This is a genomic window from Streptomonospora nanhaiensis (genome assembly GCF_026642255.1).
GTDB classification, from domain to species: domain Bacteria; phylum Actinomycetota; class Actinomycetes; order Streptosporangiales; family Streptosporangiaceae; genus Nocardiopsis; species Nocardiopsis tropica.
In genome coordinates this window covers 6,729,296-6,746,288 of record NZ_CP113264.1, presented here as the reverse complement: position 1 = coordinate 6,746,288, position 16,993 = coordinate 6,729,296, and the positions used below count along the sequence as shown (strand labels likewise).

General features: G+C 74.1%; 20 protein-coding genes and 1 pseudogene. 7 read left to right on the top strand and 14 right to left on the bottom strand.

Features of this window, described 5'->3' with window-relative positions:
* Positions 1 to 16: 16 nt before the first annotated feature.
* Both OUQ99_RS29145 and idi read right to left on the bottom strand, forming a co-directional pair.
* Entirely contained in the window at positions 17 to 739 is a 723-nt protein-coding gene (locus tag OUQ99_RS29145) for an HAD family hydrolase (protein ID WP_267946960.1), read from the bottom strand.
* A gap of 165 nt (positions 740 to 904) precedes the next feature.
* Complete coding sequence (gene idi / locus OUQ99_RS29140) at positions 905 to 1,459, bottom strand: isopentenyl-diphosphate Delta-isomerase (protein WP_267946959.1); 555 nt, start codon at positions 1,457 to 1,459, stop codon at positions 905 to 907.
* Positions 1,460 to 1,791: 332 nt separating this feature from the next.
* Here idi and OUQ99_RS29135 point away from each other — a divergent pair, with 332 nt between their 5' ends.
* Positions 1,792 to 3,213: an SDR family oxidoreductase gene (locus OUQ99_RS29135; RefSeq protein ID WP_267950550.1), complete on the top strand. Its 1,422-nt coding sequence runs from the start codon at positions 1,792 to 1,794 to the stop codon at positions 3,211 to 3,213.
* A 381-nt stretch (positions 3,214 to 3,594) separates the two neighbouring features.
* Here the strand turns inward: OUQ99_RS29135 and OUQ99_RS29130 are convergent, their stop codons facing one another.
* The 5 genes from OUQ99_RS29130 to OUQ99_RS29110 form a co-directional block, all read right to left on the bottom strand.
* Positions 3,595 to 4,608 carry a zinc-binding dehydrogenase gene (locus OUQ99_RS29130; RefSeq protein WP_267946958.1) on the bottom strand — a complete coding sequence of 338 codons (1,014 nt, stop codon included), beginning with the start codon at positions 4,606 to 4,608 and terminating at the stop codon, positions 3,595 to 3,597.
* Positions 4,609 to 4,970: 362 nt separating this feature from the next.
* On the bottom strand, positions 4,971 to 5,618 hold the full coding sequence (locus tag OUQ99_RS29125) for a response regulator (protein WP_267946957.1): 648 nt from the start codon (positions 5,616 to 5,618) through the stop codon (positions 4,971 to 4,973).
* A complete protein-coding gene (locus tag OUQ99_RS29120) occupies positions 5,615 to 6,829 on the bottom strand; it encodes a sensor histidine kinase (protein ID WP_267946956.1) in 1,215 nt (404 codons plus the stop codon). The genes OUQ99_RS29125 and OUQ99_RS29120 overlap by 4 nt, the downstream gene beginning before the upstream one ends.
* A gap of 9 nt (positions 6,830 to 6,838) precedes the next feature.
* Complete coding sequence (locus OUQ99_RS29115; protein WP_267946955.1) at positions 6,839 to 7,678, bottom strand: helix-turn-helix domain-containing protein; 840 nt, start codon at positions 7,676 to 7,678, stop codon at positions 6,839 to 6,841.
* Complete coding sequence (locus OUQ99_RS29110) at positions 7,675 to 8,124, bottom strand: hypothetical protein (protein WP_267946954.1); 450 nt, start codon at positions 8,122 to 8,124, stop codon at positions 7,675 to 7,677. Before OUQ99_RS29110 ends, OUQ99_RS29115 begins: the two co-directional genes overlap by 4 nt.
* 209 nt (positions 8,125 to 8,333) lie before the next feature.
* Between OUQ99_RS29110 and OUQ99_RS29105 the strand changes: the two genes are divergently transcribed.
* Positions 8,334 to 9,752: a DUF418 domain-containing protein gene (locus OUQ99_RS29105; protein WP_431061468.1), complete on the top strand. Its 1,419-nt coding sequence runs from the start codon at positions 8,334 to 8,336 to the stop codon at positions 9,750 to 9,752.
* Positions 9,753 to 9,832: 80 nt separating this feature from the next.
* Here OUQ99_RS29105 and OUQ99_RS29100 read toward each other — a convergent pair whose 3' ends face one another.
* Both OUQ99_RS29100 and OUQ99_RS29095 read right to left on the bottom strand, forming a co-directional pair.
* Positions 9,833 to 10,117 (bottom strand): MoaD/ThiS family protein, encoded by a 285-nt coding sequence (locus OUQ99_RS29100; protein WP_267946953.1) that lies wholly within the window; start codon positions 10,115 to 10,117, stop codon positions 9,833 to 9,835.
* A 1-nt stretch (position 10,118) separates the two neighbouring features.
* Positions 10,119 to 11,222, bottom strand: coding sequence for a WD40/YVTN/BNR-like repeat-containing protein (locus tag OUQ99_RS29095; RefSeq protein ID WP_267946952.1), 1,104 nt, complete (start codon positions 11,220 to 11,222; stop codon positions 10,119 to 10,121).
* 444 nt (positions 11,223 to 11,666) lie between these two features.
* Between OUQ99_RS29095 and OUQ99_RS29090 the strand changes: the two genes are divergently transcribed.
* The 3 genes from OUQ99_RS29090 (at position 11,667) to OUQ99_RS29080 (ending at position 13,846) form a co-directional block, all read left to right on the top strand.
* Positions 11,667 to 12,272 carry a TetR family transcriptional regulator gene (locus tag OUQ99_RS29090; RefSeq protein ID WP_267946951.1) on the top strand — a complete coding sequence of 202 codons (606 nt, stop codon included), beginning with the start codon at positions 11,667 to 11,669 and terminating at the stop codon, positions 12,270 to 12,272.
* A 309-nt stretch (positions 12,273 to 12,581) separates the two neighbouring features.
* The gene (locus tag OUQ99_RS29085; protein WP_267946950.1) at positions 12,582 to 12,782 is read left to right on the top strand and encodes an acyl-CoA dehydrogenase family protein; all 201 of its coding nucleotides are present in this window, start codon (positions 12,582 to 12,584) and stop codon (positions 12,780 to 12,782) included.
* Positions 12,782 to 13,846: an enoyl-CoA hydratase/isomerase family protein gene (locus OUQ99_RS29080; RefSeq protein WP_267946949.1), complete on the top strand. Its 1,065-nt coding sequence runs from the start codon at positions 12,782 to 12,784 to the stop codon at positions 13,844 to 13,846. Before OUQ99_RS29085 ends, OUQ99_RS29080 begins: the two co-directional genes overlap by 1 nt.
* Positions 13,847 to 13,918: 72 nt before the next feature.
* Here the strand turns inward: OUQ99_RS29080 and OUQ99_RS29075 are convergent, their stop codons facing one another.
* From OUQ99_RS29075 to OUQ99_RS29055, 5 genes and pseudogenes are all read right to left on the bottom strand, one after another.
* Entirely contained in the window at positions 13,919 to 14,113 is a 195-nt protein-coding gene (locus tag OUQ99_RS29075; protein WP_267946948.1) for a hypothetical protein, read from the bottom strand.
* Positions 14,114 to 14,352: 239 nt separating this feature from the next.
* Positions 14,353 to 14,514: pseudogene (locus OUQ99_RS29070) on the bottom strand (BldC family transcriptional regulator); the annotation flags it as partial.
* Between the two features lie 174 nt (positions 14,515 to 14,688).
* Positions 14,689 to 14,928, bottom strand: coding sequence for a hypothetical protein (locus OUQ99_RS29065; protein ID WP_267946947.1), 240 nt, complete (start codon positions 14,926 to 14,928; stop codon positions 14,689 to 14,691).
* Entirely contained in the window at positions 14,925 to 15,329 is a 405-nt protein-coding gene (locus tag OUQ99_RS29060) for a hypothetical protein (protein ID WP_267946946.1), read from the bottom strand. The genes OUQ99_RS29065 and OUQ99_RS29060 overlap by 4 nt, the downstream gene beginning before the upstream one ends.
* Positions 15,326 to 15,523 (bottom strand): hypothetical protein, encoded by a 198-nt coding sequence (locus OUQ99_RS29055; protein ID WP_267946945.1) that lies wholly within the window; start codon positions 15,521 to 15,523, stop codon positions 15,326 to 15,328. The genes OUQ99_RS29060 and OUQ99_RS29055 overlap by 4 nt, the downstream gene beginning before the upstream one ends.
* 184 nt (positions 15,524 to 15,707) lie before the next feature.
* Between OUQ99_RS29055 and OUQ99_RS29050 the strand changes: the two genes are divergently transcribed.
* Positions 15,708 to 16,559 (top strand): helix-turn-helix domain-containing protein, encoded by an 852-nt coding sequence (locus OUQ99_RS29050; protein WP_267946944.1) that lies wholly within the window; start codon positions 15,708 to 15,710, stop codon positions 16,557 to 16,559.
* An 11-nt stretch (positions 16,560 to 16,570) separates the two neighbouring features.
* Entirely contained in the window at positions 16,571 to 16,765 is a 195-nt protein-coding gene (locus tag OUQ99_RS29045) for a DUF397 domain-containing protein (RefSeq protein WP_267946943.1), read from the top strand.
* Positions 16,766 to 16,993 lie beyond the last annotated feature (228 nt).

The window sequence follows — 16,993 nt, the reverse complement described above, 5'->3', positions numbered from 1 at the left end:
GGTGGGGCGGAGCGGGTCAGGCCACGGGAGCCGCGGGCAGGGCGAGGAGCCGGTCGACCGTCTCGGCCAGGTCGCGGCCGGAGGCGTCCGGCGGGGCGAACAGCGAGGGGAAACGACCCTCCAGGTGTCCGGACCAGCCCGTCACCAGCCCCGTCCGGCGGGCGCCGGCCACGTCCCAGCCGTGGCCGCTGACCAGGCCCACCCGCTCCGGGGGGAGGCCCAGGGCCCGCGCGGCGGCCAGGTAGGCGCCGGGTGCGGGCTTCCAGTCGCTCGTCGGACGCGCGGCGACGACGTGGTCCACCAGGTCCAGCAGGTCCGCCCGCTCCAGCAGGGCGCGGTGCAGCCCGGCGTCGCCGTTGCCCAGGGTGGCCACCCCGAGACCGGCGCCGCGTGCGGCGGCGAGGGCCGCGGAGGCCTCGGGGCGGGGGTCCAGCCAGGCCAGCCCCTCGATGATCGCGTCCTCCGCCGCCGGCGCGATCTGGTGGCCGGTGATGTCCCGGAGGGCGCCCCGGACGACGTCCTCGAAGGAGCGGCCGTCCCCGGACCCCGGCCCGCCGTCCGTCAGGGCCAGGGCGAACGAGTCGCGCAGCAGGTGGTCCGACCAGCGGGTCATGAGCACCCGGGGGATCCCGGCCTCCCGGAAGCGCCATTCCAGGGGGCCGAGGGGGAAGAGGGTGTCGAGGACGTCGACGACGAGGGCGGCGGGACGGAGCAACCGCCCGTCAGGGCTTGCGGCCATGGGTCTCAGCTCCAGGGGAAGAGGGGGCACCCATCCCGGTCCTACCCAGGGAGCGCCGCCTTCAGCACCTCCGGCCGGGGACCGGGTTCTCACGGGACCCGGGTGCGCCGTCCGACCGCTCCGGCGTTCCGGCCACCCCGGCGCCCGGCCGGGGCGGCCGGGCGCTCAGAGGGCGTCGAGCCGGGGGATCTGCTCCACGGCCCACGGGCTCAGCAGCCACGGCGTGCGCCCGGCGACCGCCACCAGGTCCGCCCACTCCACCCACGCGTACTCGGCGACCTCCTCCGGGTTGGGGGAGGGCTCCCCCTCGGCCCGGGCCCAGAACACCGGGCAGAACTCGTTCTCGACGATCCCCTCGGCGGACACGGCCCGGTAGCGGAAGTCCGGCAGCGCGGACCGCACCCCGCCCACGGCCAGCCCCAGCTCCTGCCCCGCGCGGCGGCGCACGGCCTCCTCGAACCCCTCCTCCGGCGCGGGATGGCCGCAGCAGCTGTTGGTCCACACACCGGGCCAGGTGGTCTTGCCGAGGGCCCGCCGCGTGAGCAGCACCCTGTCGTCCGCGTCCAGGACGTAGCACGAGAACGCCAGGTGCAGCGGGGTGTCCCCGGTGTGCACGGTGGCCTTGTCGGCCACCCCTACCCGCTGGTACTCCTCGTCGAGCAGCACCACGAGCTCGCGATCGGTGCGAGCCGCGTCCGAGGCGGCTCTCGGCTGGATCACGGATCTCCCCTTACCCATGGGCCTCATATGTCCCATGCGTCGTCTGTGTCCACTCCATGGTCACCTGTCCCCTCGACTGGATTGTGCCCCGCGTGGTGTGCGAGTGCGCATAAGGTTCCTGATGGCCCCGAGTCGGGCGCCACCGGGTCCGCGAGCGCGGGCCCCAGGACGGCAGCGGAGCGGTGACGGAGACGATGACGGAGACGAGGACGGGACCGGCGAACGGCGTCGGACGGGCGGACGGGCCCGGAAACGGCTCCGCCGACGGGGCGGCGCGGGTGCCCGGGGGCGCGGACGCCTCGGGGACGGAGCCGGGGATCTCCCCCGAGCGGATGGCCGTGTGCCTGGACGTCCTCGCCCGCGCCGGCGAGCTGCCCAGCGACCACCCGGACTCGGCCCTCCTGCAACGGGCCACCGCCAAGCTGTTCAAGGCCGTCAAGGAGCGCCGCCGCAAGGAGCGGCAGACCGCCCAGAAGGCCCACGACGAGGCCGTGTTCGCGGCCACCGCCACCGCCGCGCCGGACCGGATCGACGACGAGACCAACGGCCGCGCCCTCACCAGCGGCGCCGGGGGCGCCCTCGCGGGGGTGCTGCGCAAGGCCCGGCCCTGCTACATCTGCAAGCAGAAGTACCGTGAGGTCGACGCCTTCTACCACCAGCTGTGCCCGACGTGCGCCGCGTTCAACAAGGAGCGGCGTGCGGCCCGCACCGACCTGTCCGGACGGCGCGCGCTGCTCACCGGCGGGCGCGCGAAGATCGGCATGTACATCGCCCTCCGGCTGCTGAGGGACGGCGCGCACACCACCATCACGACGCGGTTCCCCAACGACGCGGTGCGCCGCTTCGCGGCCATGCCGGACAGCGGCGAGTGGCTGCACCGGCTCCGGGTGGTGGGCATCGACCTGCGCGACCCCGCCCAGGTGGTGCGCCTGGCCGACTCGGTCGCGGAGCAGGGGCCGCTGGACGTCCTCATCAACAACGCCGCCCAGACGGTGCGGCGCTCGCCGGGCTCGTACGGGCCGCTGATCGAGGCGGAGGCGCAGCCGCTCACGGGCGCGGGCCTGCCTGAGCCGCTGGTGCTGGGCGGCGTCCGGCCGCGTGCGCTGGAGGCGGCGGAGGGAGCGGACGACGGGGGAGCCGCGGTGGCGCCGCACGCGCTCACGCCGCAGATGCTCACGTCGCTCGCGCTGACCACGGGGTCGGCCTCGCTGGAGCGGGTGCGCGCCGGTACGGCGATCGACGCGGGCGGCCTGGTCCCGGACCTCGCGGCGGAGAACAGCTGGACGCGGCGGGTCGGCGCGATCGACCCCGTGGAGATGCTCGAAGTGCAGCTGTGCAACGTGAGCGCGCCGTTCATGCTGGTGGACCGGTTGCGGCCGGCCCTGGCGGCGACCTCCGCCCGGCGCTCCTACATCGTCAACGTGTCCGCGATGGAGGGGGTGTTCGGCCGCGGCTACAAGGGCCCGGGCCACCCCCACACGAACATGGCCAAGGCCGCGCTCAACATGCTCACCCGGACCAGCGCCGAGGAGATGCTGGCGTCCGACGGCATCCTCATGACCAGCGTGGACACCGGCTGGATCACCGACGAGCGGCCGCACCCGGACAAGGAGCGGATGGCCGAGGCGGGGTTCCACGCGCCGCTCGACCTGGAGGACGGGGCCGCGCGCGTGTACGACCCCATCGTCCGGGGCGAGCTGGGCGAGGACCTGCACGGGTGCTTCCTCAAGGACTACGCGCCCGGGAACTGGTAGGCCGGGAACTGGCAGGCCGGGCGGCCGCACGGCGGACGCGGGTGCCCTGCCGGTCGGCGTCCGGGGATCGGCCGTCCACAGGTGCGCGGTCGCCCCTACCGGTGGGCGTCCTCCTGCGGTTCGCTTGATACAGGGGGCCCAGAGGGTCCGCCCGCACCGTGCTGCCCCGGTACAGGTGCCGGTGCCGGACTGGAGCGGTGCACCGCCACAGGACCGGGAGCGGAGCGGCGCACCGGCACGGGCCGCGGGCTGCCCGCCGCCCCGCCGTACCCGGGGCTGCCCGCCCCGGCGCCCGGCGGGACCGCCGGGCGCCGGACCTGACCTGCGAGCCCGCCGGTCGCCGGGCGCCGGACCGGCCGCGCGGGCCCGACCTCGGTACGCCTAGGGCTCCAGGACGAGGCGGACCGGGGAGCCGATCCGCTTCTCCAGGCGCTCCACCGCCTCCGGCGCCTCCTCCAGGCCGAAGGTTCCGCTGATCGATCCGGCGAAGTCCAGGCGGCCCGCCCCCACCAGCTCCACCAGCTCGACGACGTGTTCCGGCTCGGAGCCGTAGTGGCCGAGGACCTGCTGCCTGAGGTAGCTGAACCGGGTGCCGTCCCTGATCTCCAGCGGCTTGTCGGTCAGGCCGACCAAAACCAGGCGGCCGTGCTCGCCGAGCAGCCGGAGCGCCTGTTCGCGCACGACCGGGACGCCCGCGAAGTCGAAGGCGGCGTCGAGGCCCCGCCCGCCGGTCAGTTCGCGGACCTTCGCCGTGAAGTCGGGTGCGGCCGAGTCCAGGGCGGCGTCGGCCCCGAATGCCAGGGCGCGTTCCCGGGCCCGGGGGTCGGGGTCGGCGGCGATGACCGGGGCGGCGCCCACCAGCCGCAGCAGTTTCACGGCGTGCGCGCCCAGCCCGCCCGCGCCCCACACGCCGACCGCCTCCGCCGGGCCGACGCCGGCCGTGGCGGTGACCGCCGCCCACGGCGTGGACACCGCGTCGGGGATGATCGCCGCCTGGTCGAACGGGAGGGAGTCGGGGATCGGCACGAGGGTCTCCTCGTCGGCGAGCGCGTACTCGGCCCAGCCGCCGTCGTAGTCGACCCCCCGCGTGAGGGTCTTCCCGGCGCGGTCGCGCTGGCCTGCCTGGAGCGCCACCCGGTCGCCGACCCCGGCGGTCAGGACGTCGGGGCCCAGTTCCTCGACCTCGCCGGACACCTCGTGCCCCAGGGTGACCTCGTCGCCCTCCAGGTACTGCGGCCGGAGGATGCCCTCGACCAGGTGGACGTCGGACAGGCACACGCCCGCCGCCCTCACCCGGACCAGGACCTGCCCTCGGCCGGGGACGGGCCGCGGAACGTCCTTGACCTCCAGGGTCCGGGTCCTCACGTTGAGCCGGGCGGCTCGCATCGTGGCCATGGGCAAACCTCGCAGTCGGTGCGGTCGGGTGCTTCCCCGATCATCATCGGGGCCCGCCGCACCGGGGCGAAGGCGACACCGGGGCCCGGGTCAGAATTGGGTCAAAGCACCGATGGGGTCACGGATGGGGCGTGACCGTGCGTCGCCGCCGGGACGCGGAGGGCGCGTGGCCGCCCGCCACGCGCCGCCCGCCACGCGCTGCCCGGGGCCGGTGGGCCCCGCCCGGCGGAGGGCGGGCGGTGGTCCGGTTGCCGCCGCGCCGCCCGCGGTCCGGGCCCGCCGTGTACCGCGACGCCCGGCCCCGGCGGTCCCGCCCCGCTGAGCCGGGTCCCGGGACGGCGCAAGCGGTCCCGGCACGCCCGTCAGGTGACGTGCCCGCTGCGGTACGCCCAGGCGGCGACCTCCACCCGGTTCCGCGCCCCGAGCTTGCCCTGGACGCTCGCCAGGTGCGTCTTCACGGTGCTCACCGTGACGAACAGCTCCGCGGCGACCTCGGTGTTGGTCAGCCCCCGCGCCACCGAGCGCACGATGTCCAGCTCCCGCGGGGTCAGCCCGCCGTCGTCGGGGGAGGAGCGGGGGGCCGTCGCGGAGAAGTGGCGCAGCAGGCGCACCGTGATCTGCGGGGAGACCAGGGCGTCGCCCCGGGCGGCGGCGCGCACCGCCTCGATCAGCAGGGCCGGGCCCGCGTCCTTCAGCAGGAACCCGACCGCCCCTCCGCCCAGCGCCGCGTGCACGTACTCGTCCAGGTCGAACGTGGTCACCACGACCACCCGGAGAGGGTCCTCCACCCCCGGACCCGCCAGTCGCCGGGTCGCCTCCAGACCGTCCACGCCCGGCATCCGGATGTCCATGAGCGTCACGTCCGGGCGCAGCTCCCGCGCCGTCCGGACCGCCTCCAGGCCGTCCCCGGCCTCGCCCACCACCGTGATGTCGTCCTCGGCGTCCAGCATGTACCGGAACCCCGTCCGCACCATGCTCTGGTCGTCCGCGAGCAGCACACGGATCGTCATGAGTCCCCCTCCAGAGGCAGCCACGCCCGTACTTCCCATCCGTGCCCTCCGCCGCGCGGCCCCGCGGACAGCTCCCCGCCGAGGATCCGGGCGCGTTCGGCCATCCCCACCAGGCCGAACCCGCCGCCGACGCCGCTCCCCGCCTCGCGGCCGTCGTCGAGCACCTCCACCGCCACCCCGTCCGGCCCGGCGCGGACCACCGTGTCCACCAGGGCCGCCCCGCGGGCGTACCGCAGCGCGTTGGTGACGGACTCCTGGACGATCCGCAGGACCGCCGTGCCGACGGTCGGAGGAAGGCCGTCCACGTCCCCCTCGCACCGTACCGACACGCGGGGGAGGCCGTCGGAGGCGGCGGCCTCCAGGCGGGCGAGCCCGCCGGAGAGGTCGGGGGAGAGGGGGACGTCGTCCGGTTCGCGCAGGCGGGTCACCATACCCCGCATGGACTCCAGGGCGCGCGCCCCCGCGGCCTCGATCTCGGGCAGCCCGTCCCGCACCGCCCCGGGGTCGCGTTCGGCGATGTACCGCAGCGCCTGCGCCTGCACGACGATGCCGGTCACCTCGTGCGCGACCACGTCGTGCAGGTCGCGGGCGATGGCCAGGCGCTCCTGTGCGCGTGCCCGTTCCGCGTGGGTCTCCCGCTGGAAGCTCCGCCACCGCAGGTACAGGCCGGGGGCCAGCCCCGGCACCACCATCATCAGCGCCGGCGAGACGACGTCGTAGCCGCTGGGCTCGCGCAGGTAATCGGTGAGGCCCGCCGCGAACGCGCACAGCGCGACCACGCCGATCTGCCAGGGGCGGCAGCGCAGCGCCGCCAGCGACAGCAGGACCAGGAGGGCCAGCACCTCCGAGGGCGCGAAGGCGTACCCGAACAGGCCCTTGGGCAGCGGGTACAGCAGGGCCGAGGCGAGGGCCATCACCGCTGCGGCGACCACCCCGCAGAGGGTGGTCAGCGCCCGGCCCGCGCGGGGGCGCAGGGCGACCAGCGCCGCCGCGCACATGAGCGCACCCGCGACCACCGGGAGGTAGTCCATGGACGACTGCGGCGGCCCCGCCCAGTTCTCGATGGTCTGCCGCCGGGCCGGCCCGATCAGGTCGTATCCCCAGACCAGGGCCAGCACCCCCGCCACGGCCCACGGCACGAGCCGGACGGCCGCGTCCTCCAGTCCCGGCAGGCGGCCGTGGAGCGGGGAGGGGAACCTGTTCGACGCCATGAGCCCAGGCTAGACGCCGCCGCCCCGGAAGCCCTCGGCTGAAAGGACGGTGTTCGCCCGCAGCGCGGCGGCCGTGGCGGGGTCGGCCGGGAGGAACGCCTCGATGGTCAGTTCGGACAGTGTCACGTCCACGGCGGTGCCGAAGGTCGCGACCGTGCTGAGGAAGGCCAGCTCGCCGCCGCCGTGCCACAGGCGCAGCGGCACCGCGAGGTCGTACGGGCCCGGCACGCGCCCGCCCGGCGGCGTGCCTCCCCCGGGGTAGCCGCGCAGTTCCTCGTGGAGCTCGGCCAGATCGGGGCGGTCGTTCCACGCGGACTGGCGTTCCAGCCGGTCCAGCAGGTGGGCCCGCCACTCGCCCAGGTTGGCGATACGCGGCGCCATGCCCCCGGGGTGGAGGCTCACCCGGAGCACGTTCACGGGGGGCTCCAGCAGGTCGGCCGACACCCCCTCCAGGAGGAGGCCGACGGCGGCGTTGGCCTCCAGGAGGTTCCAGCGGGAGTCCACGACGACCGCCGGGTAGGGGTCGTGCCCGGCAAGGACCGCCCTCAGGGCGCCGCGCAGGGGCTCCAGCCCGGGGCCGTCGGGGGCGGCCTCGGGGAAGACGGGCGCGAACCCGGCCGCCAGCAGGAGCCGGTTGCGTTCGCGCAGCGGGATCTCCAGGGCCTCGCTCAGGAGGAGCACCATGTCCCGGCTGGGCCGGGAGCGACCGGTCTCCACGAAGCTCAGGTGCCGGGTGGAGACGTCGGCCTCGATGGACAGGTCCAGCTGGCTGATCCGGCGCCGCTGCCGCCACCCGCGGAGCAGGGCGCCGATCGGCTGGGGCCCCGGTACGGCCGTGTCGGTGGTCACGCGTCACCCTTCGAGTCACGGCGCAGGAGGACCGCTTCGGCGACGGTGATGCCCGCCACCGCCGCCGCCTGGGCCAGCACGAATGCTACCCCGAGGGCCGTGGGACCGGCCAGGGCGATGACGGCGGCGCTTCCGGCCACCCAAGCGGCGTTCACGGCGATGACCGCGCGTACACGGGACGGAACGATCGGGGCGGTTGCGGCTCCGAACCACAGAAGGGCGGCGAAGACCAGCAGGAACAGGCCCGAACCGAGCAGGAGGGGGACGGGCAGGCCGAGCGGCGCGGCCAGGAGGGCGGCCCCGGCCGTCAGGAGCAGGCCGGCGCCCGCGCAGGTCACCGCGTCCAGCCGCACGGCGAGGGCGACGCGGTGTCCGGGCCGGGCGGCTGCCCCGTCGGCCGGGCCGGAGGTTCCGGGGGTGCGGGTGCCGGAGAGGTGGGCGGTCATGGGATCTCCTTCGTCGGTGTCGCTGCCGGTCGTCCGGCACGCCCCAAGGGTCCCGCCGGACGGTGCGCGCTGTCGATGACGTCGGAGGTAACGGCCGGAGCCCTCGGCCGAAAGGAGGAGGGGGCCGGGGACGCCGTTCGGCTGTTCGGTCGATGTGCGGGGGAGGGGCCCGGAGCGAGTCTGGAGGTCCGCACACGAGGGGAGCAGACGTGACCGACGTACAGCCGGGCGCCGCCGCGGGGCCGGGGCCGTATCCGCAGCGGGGCCGGTGTCCGGGGGACGCGCCGCAGCCGGAGCGGGCCTCCGCGTCCGGGTACGCGGAGGGGGCCGCGCCCGCGTCGGCCGCCGCACCGCGTCCGGGGCTCGGGGAGCGGAAGGGGCCGGACGGTCGGGCGGGGGACGCGTCGACGCAGGAGGCGCCCCGGCGCGTGGCCTTCCTGGACGTCGCCCGCGCGCTCGCGATGATCGGCGTGGTGCTGATGAACGCGCCCTTCGTCGTGTTCTCGGCGGAGATGGCGGGGGAGCGCGACCGCTCGACCCTGACCTCCCTCGTGGACACCGGGCTGAGCCTGCTGCTGAGCGGCAAGGCGCGGGCGGTGCTGATGGTCCTGATCGGGGTCGGGGCGGTGCTGGCCTGGCGCTCCGCGGTCCGGCGCGGCGGGCGTCCGGCGGCCGTGATGGCGCGCCGCTACGCCGTGCTGGGCCTGCTGTTCGGGGTGCCGCACCTGCTGGTGTTCGACGGCGACATCCTCACCCACTACGCCCTGGCGGCGCTCCTGCTGGTCCCCCTCATGCCGCTGCTGACCGGCGGCTCCCGCGTGCGCCCCCTCGCGGCGGCCCTCGTGCTGTTCGCGGCGGCGCCGTTCGCCGAACTCCTCCTCCACTCCCTGCTGCCCTCGCACAGCTGGACGACGCTGGTCGTCCAGGTGCCGCAGACCCTGGGGTTCTTCTGCGTGGGCGCGTGGCTGGCCCGGCGCCCCGAACTCGCGCCGGGAGCCGAGGGCCTCCCGTCGCGCCTGCCGGTGGTCATGCTGTGGACCGGGCTGGCCCTCGAGGTGCTCGGGTACGGCGCCATGTTCGCCGCCGACGTGTTCTTCCCGATGGAGATGGGCGCCGACGGCGTCCCGGTGCTCGGGGACGACGGCATGCCGGTCGTCCGGCCGGGGTCGTCGCTGCTGGTGTCCCTCGCGTCCACGCTGATGGGCGGGGGCGGCGCGCTGTTCTACCTGGGCCTGGTGTGGTGGCTCGTACGCCGGGGCCGGACGGCGGCCCGCGTGCTGGGTGCCCTCGCCCCGCTCGGCCGGATGACCCTCACGGTGTACCTGGCCAGCACGGCGGTGTTCCTGGCGGTGATGGGGCCGCTGGAGGGCGAGATCCCGCTGCTGGCGCAGTACGGCGTGGCGTTGGCGTTCTTCGTCGCGGCGGCGGCCTTCGCGCGGGTGTGGAGCGGCTGGCTGCGGCTCGGCCCCCTGGAGTGGCTGTGGCGGAGCCTGACGTACCTGCGGCCGATGCCGATGCGCCGCTCCGGTCCCGTGCCCGTGCCGGGGCCGGTACCGGGGCAGCACGGTGCGGGCGGACCCTCTGGGCCCCCTGTATCAAGCGAACCGCAGGCGGACGCCCACCGGTAGGGGCGACCGCGCACCTGTGGACGGCCGGCCCGGCCCCCGCCCCGCCCGGGGCGGGGGCCGGACGGCGTCCGGTGCCGGGGTCAGCCGCCCGCCACGGACGGGAGCACCCGCACGTTCGCGCCGTCGGGGACCGGCGCCGCCAGCCCTCCCGCGCCGCGGCACTCGTCGCCGTCCACGAACACGTTGACGTACCGGCGCAGCTCCCCGCGCTCGTCGCGGATGCGCCGGTCCAGGCCCGGGTGCAGGGCGGTGAGCGCGTCCAGGACCCCGCCCAGCGGGGTGCCGTCCGCGACCTCGACCGGGACGTGGGCGGCGCCGTCGGCGTCGGCCCGGAGCAGCCCCGGCAGGTGCACCGTCACACGCATGTCAGACCTCCGCCGCGCGGACGCACAGGACGTCGGGCAGGTGCGCCGCCACCTGTTCCCAGCTGTCCCCGTCGTCGGTGGAGGCGTAGACGTCGCCGGAGCGGGTGCCGAAGTAGAAGCCCGGCACGTCGGCGCCGTCGGTGCAGGCGCCGTCGCGCAGCACGATTCCGAAGTAGGGGTCCTGCGGCAGCCCCCGGACCGCCGGGCGCCAGCTCCCGCCCCCGTCGTCGGTCCGGTACACCGACAGCCGGTCGCCCGGTGTCAGGTGCACCTCCTGGCTGACCACCGGGAAGTTGAACGCGCTGAGCGGACGGTGCGGGTGGGCGACCACGGCGAACCCGAAGTCGGTGGGCAGCCCCTCCTCCACCGCTGTCCACCCCTCGCCGGCGGGGTCGGCGCTGCGGTACACGCCGTGGTGGTTCTGGGCGTACATCGACCCGTCCGGGGCGACGGCCACCTTGTGCACGCACTGGCCGAACTCGGGCTCCTCCTCGGGCAGGAAGACCGCCGAGATGCCCCGGTTGGCCGGGTTCCAGCTCGCGCCCCCGTCGCGTGTCTGGTAGACACCTCCGGTGGACATGGCCACCGTGATCGCGTCGGGTGAGCGGTCGCCCGCGCCGAGCACGCCGGGCAGGACCGTGTGGATGGCCGCGCCGCCCGCGCCCGGGAACCACTCGGCCCGGTGCGGGTGGTCCCACAGCGCCCGCACCAGCTCGAAGCTCAGGCCGCCGTCGGTGGAACGGAAGAGCGCGTGCGGCTCGACCCCCGCGTACACGGTGCCGGGGTCGTCGCCGAAGGCGAACTGCCAGGCGCGGACGAAGGACGCGTCGGTGTCCTCCGGGAAGGCGATGGGCGCGGACGCGGGCTCGTGCCAGGTGCGGCCGAGGTCGTCGCTGTACCAGACGCTGGGGCCGAAGTGCGAGCTCTCCGCCCCCGCCAGGAGGCGGCCGGTGTGCGGGTCGACGCCGACCGCGTACACCGCGCTCATGCTGGCGTAGTCCGCGGCGTCGATCCGGTGGGGGCCCTCCACCTCCCAGCGCCGACGATCCTCGCTCCGGGCCGTGAAGAGGCCCTTGCGTGTGCCGATGAGCAGCAGATATGCCATGACCAACTCCAGGAACCGATCGATGACTCCACTGTGGCACAAGGGTGTGACAATCCGTGAGGAGACGTGGCCGTGGCGGGTTCCGGACAGGGGAGGGAGTCAATGGTTAGGAACCTGAACGATTTACCGCCGGTGTTTAATGAGTTCCAACCGGAAATGGTTCGCCCCTCGGCGGCATAACCGCCCTGAGAGGGGAACCACTTTCCTGGCGGTGTTCCGTCCCCAGTGGAAGGCGGGTGTCAGACCGAGACTCCTCTGCAATAAAATTCCGGGCCAACCGGTGCACCCGTGCGGATCCGGCCTGTGCCCGCACGGTTGCGTTCCTCGTGAACAACAGGCCAGACGACTTCCCGCTCCCCGGTTCTCACTGTGCGTTTCAGGACTACCGTCCCAATGGTCCCGCGTACCAGGGAGAACCAGGTTCCCACTCGATAGGGTCGCCTCATGCAACACCCCCCGGACACGCTCCACGCCCGCAAACGGCGTAAGGCCCGAGCCATGATCGTGTCAGCCGCCTTCCAACTCTTCGCCGAACACGGATTCGACAACGTCACGGTCGCCTCGATCGCGGAGCGCGCGGAGGTGGGTCGCACCACCTTCTTCCGGTACTTCGGCGACAAGCAGCAGGTGCTGTTCGCCGACGACGACGCCGAGGTCGACCGCATGTGCGCCTACGTGCGGGAGAAGGCCACGCAGCCGATCGGCGACGACCTGCACACCGCGGTGGGCCTGCTCCGGGAGGCCAACGCGGCCACCCGGCCGCACGCCGCGCTGTCCCCCGCCCACTCCGCGGTCCTGGTGCGGCTGCTCGCGGAGAGCACCGAACTGCGCTCCCGCTACCTCCTCACCCAGCACCAGCGGGCCGTCCGGCTGGCCGGGGCCCTGGTGGAGGCGGGCACGCCCGAGAACGTCGCCGTGCTCGCCGCCCACACCGCCATGGCCTGCGAGCTGACCGCCATGCGCCTCTCCGAGACCCCGGAGGCGTTCGGTCCCCGTCTGGACGAGGCCCACCTGCTGCTGCGCGACATCGGAAGGCAGGCGGCCTCCTGAAACGGGGGCTGCCCCTCCGCAGAGCGGGCCCCGGGCCGGCGGTCGCCCGCCGTGCCCGTGCACGGGACGGGTGAGCCGTCCGACGAGCACCACCGTGACGGCCGGGCCCACCGTCCCGACCGGCGCGTGGGGGGCGCGTAGCGCGTCCTCCTGCCCCGGGACGCCGCGAGCGCCGTCACGAGCAGTCCGCCCGCCGCCATGCCCACGGCCCCGGCCCTCCCGGCCGACCGTGCGCATGGCGGCGTCGTTCTTCCCGGTCGCGCCGGGCCCGGTCACCCCGGGCCCCGTGTCCCGGCGCGGCTGTGCGCCGTGGCCGGACGGTTCGCCGCCGGGGCCCGGGCCGAGTCCACGGCCGCGGACCGGGCCCTCCCGCCGCGCGGGGGCCGCGGTTGCCCCACCGGGTACGGCACCGGGAGGATCGTCCTCGACCTGCGGGTGCACCGAACCCTGGAAGGGACCAACGAGACCATGAACCCGATCACCGCCCGCGGCCTGACGGGGGCCGCCTGATGTCCGCCGCCGGAGCCGCCGGGGACACGGTCCTGTCGCGGGTGGAGGGCCGCCTCGGCCGCCTCACGCTCAACCGCCCCCGCGCCATCAACGCCCTCGACCACGCCATGGTGAACACCCTCCGGAGCGCCCTCGCAGCCTGGGAGGACGACGACGCGGTCTCCGCCGTCCTGATCGACGGCGCCGGGGAGCGCGGCCTGTGCGCGGGCGGCGACGTCCGCGCCATCCGCGCCAGCGCCCTCGACGGGGACCTGCGCGCCGCGGCCTTCTGGCGTGACGAGTACCTGCTCAACGCGCACATCGCCCGCTATGCCAAGCCCTACGCCGCGTTCATGGACGGCGTGGTGATGGGCGGCGGCGTGGGGGTGTCCGCGCACGGGTCCGTCCGGATCGTCACCGAGCGCACGGTCCTCGGGATGCCCGAGACCACGATCGGTTTCGTGCCCGACGTGGGCGGCACGTACCTGCTGTCCCGGGCGCCGGGGGAGACCGGCACCCACCTGGCCCTCACCGCCGGGTCGGTCGGCGCGGGCGACGCCCTGTACCTGGGCCTGGCCGACCACTTCGTGCCCTCCGACCGGCTGCCGGGCCTGGCCGCCGCGCTCGCGGACGCGGCCTCCGCCGGGGACGCCGCCGAAGTGGTGGGCCGGTTCGCCGAGGCCGCGCCCGACTCCGAACTGCGCGGCCGGAGGCACTGGATCGACTCCTGCTACGCGGCCGACACCGCGGAGGAGGTCGTGGAGCGGCTGCGCGCCCACGGCGACCCGGAGGCGGCGCGGGCCGCCGCGACCGTCCTCGCCAAGTCGCCCACCGCCGTGAAGGTCACTCTGGCGGCGCTGCGCCGCGCCCGGGAGCTGCCGGGGCTGGAGGCGGTCCTGGAACAGGAGTACCGGGTCTCCTGCGCGGCCCTGGCCTCGCCCGACGTGGCGGAGGGCGTCCGCGCGCAGGTGGTCGACAAGGACCGCTCGCCCAAGTGGGTGCCGGACACCCTGGAGGCCGTCTCCGACGAGGACGTCGCCCGCCACTTCGTCCCCGCGCCGGACGGCCCGCTCGGCCTGGCCTAGCCCGGGTCGGGGGCGAACCCGGACCGTTCCGCTCTCCCGGCCGGGAGAGCGGAACGGCCGTGTCCTGCGGGGTCAGAGGCGTCGGCCCTCGCACCGGCAGGACGGCCAGGGCTGGGAGCAGTCCCGGCAGAACTCCTTCGGCGGGTCCGAGGTGTCCGTCCGGCCGAAGGGTTCCAGCAGCGGCCCTCCGAACTGCTGGGACAGGACCGGGTGCGGCCAGGGGCACCAGGACACGGTGACGGCGGTGTCCTGTCCGAGGGGGACCACGCACACGCAGGCGGGCCAGGGCTGTAGACAGTTCGGGCAGATCTTGTCCATGGCGCTTTCCAGGGCTGGTGGATCCGGAGACGTGGAGCGGTTCGTCCGGGCGGGCGTCACCGGTTCCCGTGGAGTGTGCCGATCAGGTCGGCGATGTGCCCGGCCTCGGCCGTCGCGCCGGTTTCGAGGGCGAGGGCGTGGACCTTCTCCAGGGCGCGGACGACCTCGCCGCCGGCAGGTTCGGTGTTGAGCACCTCGGTGATCTGGCTCCTGGGGTAGCGGCGGTGACCGCCCAGGGTGCGGAGGGAGGTGAGGCGGCCGTCCTTCTCCCAGCGTGTGACGGTCTTGGGGTCCACGCGGAACAGGCGGGCGACCTCGCCGGGCGTGAGGAGTTCCTCGGCGGTGTCCATGAGGGGCTGTACGGGGGTCATCGGTCGTTTCTCCAGCTCGAAGCGTATGCGTAGGCGGATGTTGCGGCGAAGTCGAGGGTGGTCGCGGAAGTAGGACGAGCGGGTGCGGACCGGGGCCGCCGGGCTGTCGCCCGGTGGCCCCGTGCCCTGCGTCCGGCTCGGGTTCCCGGGGCGCTACCCGTCCTCGCGGGCCCGGGTGCTGTCCTCGCGGCTGCTGTCGCCGTTGCCCCAGCGGACGCCGTCCATGGTGGCGGGGACCCGGTGCCCGGCGGCCCGGAGGGCGTTCTCCCAGCGCAGTTCCAGGGCGATCAGCTCGCCCTGGCGGTCGTAGGCGGCCTGCTCCTCGGGGGTGAGCGGGGCGTCGTCGGCGCAGATGCGGGCGGGGCCCCGTCGGGGCGGTCGCTGTCGGTTCACGGGGCGCCTCCCGTGTCGGTGACGTCGAGGACCCGGTACGCGGAGTGTGTGGAAGACGCGGAAGGCGTTGAGGGCGCGGAGGACGCGGAGCGGGCGCGGGGCCGGTCGGGCGGCCGGGAGTGCTTCTGAAGGCTCGCCTCCAGCTGGGCCGGGGTGGGTTCGACCTCGGTGCGCCAGTGGACGTCGTCGCGGTGGGCGGTGGCGATCCACATGCGGCCGGTCCAGATGATGCGGTGGGTGCGGCCCCAGGTTTCCTGGAGGCGGGCGAGGACCGTGCTCGGGGGTTCCCAGGTGCGGGCCTGGTGGTCCATGTGGTCGCCCTCGTGGCCCGCCTCGATGACGCAGCAGCGCGGGATGCCGTTCCGGTCGAGGGAGGTCTCGGCGCAGTGCGGGGGCATCATGACGCCCTCACCTCCAGCCGGTGGAGGCCGTCCAGGACCGCGTTCAGGATGTCGTGCGGCGTCAGGGCGTAGGGCACGAAGCCGGCGGGGGCGTAGGCCCGGACCCGGGCCGCCCGCCGTGGGCGTCGGCGGCGCATGGCCTCCGAGGCGATGTAGCGGGCGGCCACCAGGGCCGAGGGGTTCAGGTAGCGCACAGGGCGCCTCCTTCATCGGGGTGCCGCTGGATGAGGGCGGCTCGGATGAATGCCCTCCTATGATGAACTTAGGAATCTAAAGTTTGCAAGAGCATGACAGGAATCCGATTCCAAGATTCCGAAAGATGCCTGATTGAGAAGTTCTGCCATACGATCGGCACGACCACCCCAGGGGAGAGGCCCGATGACCAGGAGAATCAGCCCCACCGTGCGCCGTCGGCGCCTGTCCGCAGTGCTGCGCCACCTTCGGCATGAGCAGGGCAAGACCCTGGAGGTCGTCACCGACGATCTGGAATGGTCGCGCGGTCGCCTTGCGCACATGGAGGGCAACAAGTGGATCCGCCCCGACCTGGGCAACATCCGCCAGCTGCTCGACTACTACGAGGTGGCCGAGAACGCCGAGCGCGAAGCGATCCTGAACCTGGCCAGACAGTCGAGAGAACGCGGCTGGTGGACCAAGTTCAAGGACGTGTTCGGCACGGACAGTCTGGTCGGCTTCGAGTCCGAGGCGTCCGTGGTCTCCACTTGGCAGCCCGTGGTGGTGCCTGGCCTACTCCAAACAGAGGAGTACGCCGCAGCCAGCGCTCGCGCGTCTCTTGCCAGACCGGCCGCCGAGGTAGATCGAATCGTCGAAGCCCGCATGGCTCGGCAGGAGGTCTTGACCGGCGACCAGCCACCGACCGTCTGGGCCGTGGTCGATGAATCGGTACTTCGCCGTCTGCCAGAGGGGAAGGTCGCCAGCAGCCAGCTTCATCGGCTCATCGACCTCTCGGAAGACCCGGACAACCACGTCACAATCCAGGTGCTTCCGTTCACCGCTGGACTTCATCCTGGTATCAGCGGTCCGTTCGTCCTGCTCGACTTCCAGGACGACCTCGACGGACCACTGGTGTTCCTGGAGTCCCGCACCGATGGCCTGTTCTTGGAGGAGCACGAAGAGGTCGATGAGTACCGGGTGGTCTTCGGCCACCTCCAGGTGACCGCTCTGTCCCAGGCAGACTCTCTCCGCATGATGAAGAAGATGATCACCGACTAGGAAGTCACACCATGCATTCATCCACCGAACTGACCTTCCGCAAGTCCAGCTACAGCAGCACCGCCCGTGACTGTGTCGAGGTCGCCGACCTGGAGGCCGGCGCAGCCGTCCGTGACACTCAGAACCGCCACCTGGGCCATCTGACGATCGCCGACACACATGCGTGGCAGGCCCTGCTCGCCGTCGCCCGCCGCGACCAGGCGTAGACGCGACGCAAGAAGGCCCCGACCGTCGCGGTCGGGGCCTTCTACGCATTCATCCACGGACCACCCTACCCCGGTGGACTCATGCCCGGAAAGTACGCCTTGCTGTCCCCGCCACTCGTTCCCGATCGGGCAGGTGACCGGTTCCGACCAGTTCTGAAGTCTGGACGATCAACGGCCTCGGTAGAAGCCGGGGCCGTCCTACGTCCCGGTGGCGGGCGAGGAACCTGG